Consider the following 1,399-nt stretch of genomic DNA (forward strand, 5'->3'; position numbering starts at 1 on the left):
TTCGTTCGCTTGTTCATGGTCAGTAACATTTTCTTTGAAAGTTAACGTAAAAAACTTCTCTCGCTCGTTCCACTTGCCTGTATTCGCATTTATAAGCCTTCTAAGCGTGTTTCTCGTCCTTCTAAGCGAATCCTTTAGGTTTTTATCATCTTTCACCTTCACGACCTCCTCAGACGTTTCTAAAGCCTTTTTAGTACCACGTCTTTCAAAACTCGTTTTGTCTTTACCCACTCGAACTGGTAAACCATACCTGTAGACCTCAACAACGTTTCCTGATACAATTACCTTAGTTGAATATTTTATATTTATAACTCCCTTTCGTACGGTTACTGTCAATAACCGATTAATGCGAGAGGGTTTTTTTACGTTATGGACATTGTACCATCCTTTTGACTTAAGTGTCACTATAATCAAGTTAAGTAAAAGAAGGTCGTTTTTCACTCCGTTCAAACTCCCAAATTACAAGACCTTGCCCCCTTTTAAAAAAGGGTTCAAACTCCCCAAAACCACCATTCGCCATTGGGCGTTTCCAAACGCTGCGCATTTGAAAAGAACAAGAGGTTGTAAATCACCTCCACGTATCAACTCCTTAAATTCTCACTTCAAAGATCTGCGAAAAATCACGCAGAACTTTTCCGTTGCGATTTACCGTTGACACTTCACATTATTTTTTCTTCTAGCAATTTAAAAGCTTTGTTACTTTGGCAAAGTAACCTTCTCGATGTTTTGACACATTGTGTACAAAACGAAGGCTCTGCGAGGCTCAAAATTAATAATGGCAAGCTACGGGTTTGTCATGCAAAACCCTAAAATTTCATTTTCGCTTGTTAGGAATTTTTCCTAAAACCTTCTCGAAAATTTCATTTTCTTTTTGTCGTTTCACTCGATTTTTCCGCACAAAAAAAGCCGACTTTCGTCAGCTCTTTTCTCGTGCTAAATTATATTGAATCACTTCAAAGGTTTCGTAATACTCACTCTCATAAGTTTTCCTAAAAACCTCATGCCCTTTTACCTTTTCCGCAATATTTAAAATTTCTTCTTTTCCAGCATTAGTACCGTCTGAAATCTCAACAGGTTTGTGCAATCCTCTACTCGCAAAATATAGCTTTTTATCTTTCACTTTAGCCGATTTCTTTTCTTGCATTTCGTTCATCGTTTTCTCGATGTACTTCACAACATAAGCACCCAAATTATCAACGTCATCTATTGCGTTGATCCGCACAAAACCATGTCCCCAGATTTTCGCCAAATCATCTACTGGCATAAATGGCATATTAAACAGCACAATGTGATAATGCAGCGCCCCACGTTCCTGGCGTTCAACTACGCATACATATTTCAATCCACTATGTTTCTTAAACAAAGCGTAATTCAATTTCTTTATAAACGACCTAAACAG

Annotated in this window: 1 protein-coding gene; it reads right to left on the reverse strand. The window is 37.7% G+C overall.

Translation table 11 applies throughout. The annotated features are described in order from the left end of the window. Positions 1-916: 916 nt before the first annotated feature. Positions 917-1,399: rolling circle replication-associated protein (locus KSHG_RS17245; protein ID WP_438821527.1), on the reverse strand; the 483-nt coding region annotated here is incomplete at its 5' end.

The sequence above is a fragment of the Kurthia senegalensis genome, assembly GCF_000285595.1.
Taxonomy (GTDB): domain Bacteria; phylum Bacillota; class Bacilli; order Bacillales_A; family Planococcaceae; genus Kurthia; species Kurthia senegalensis.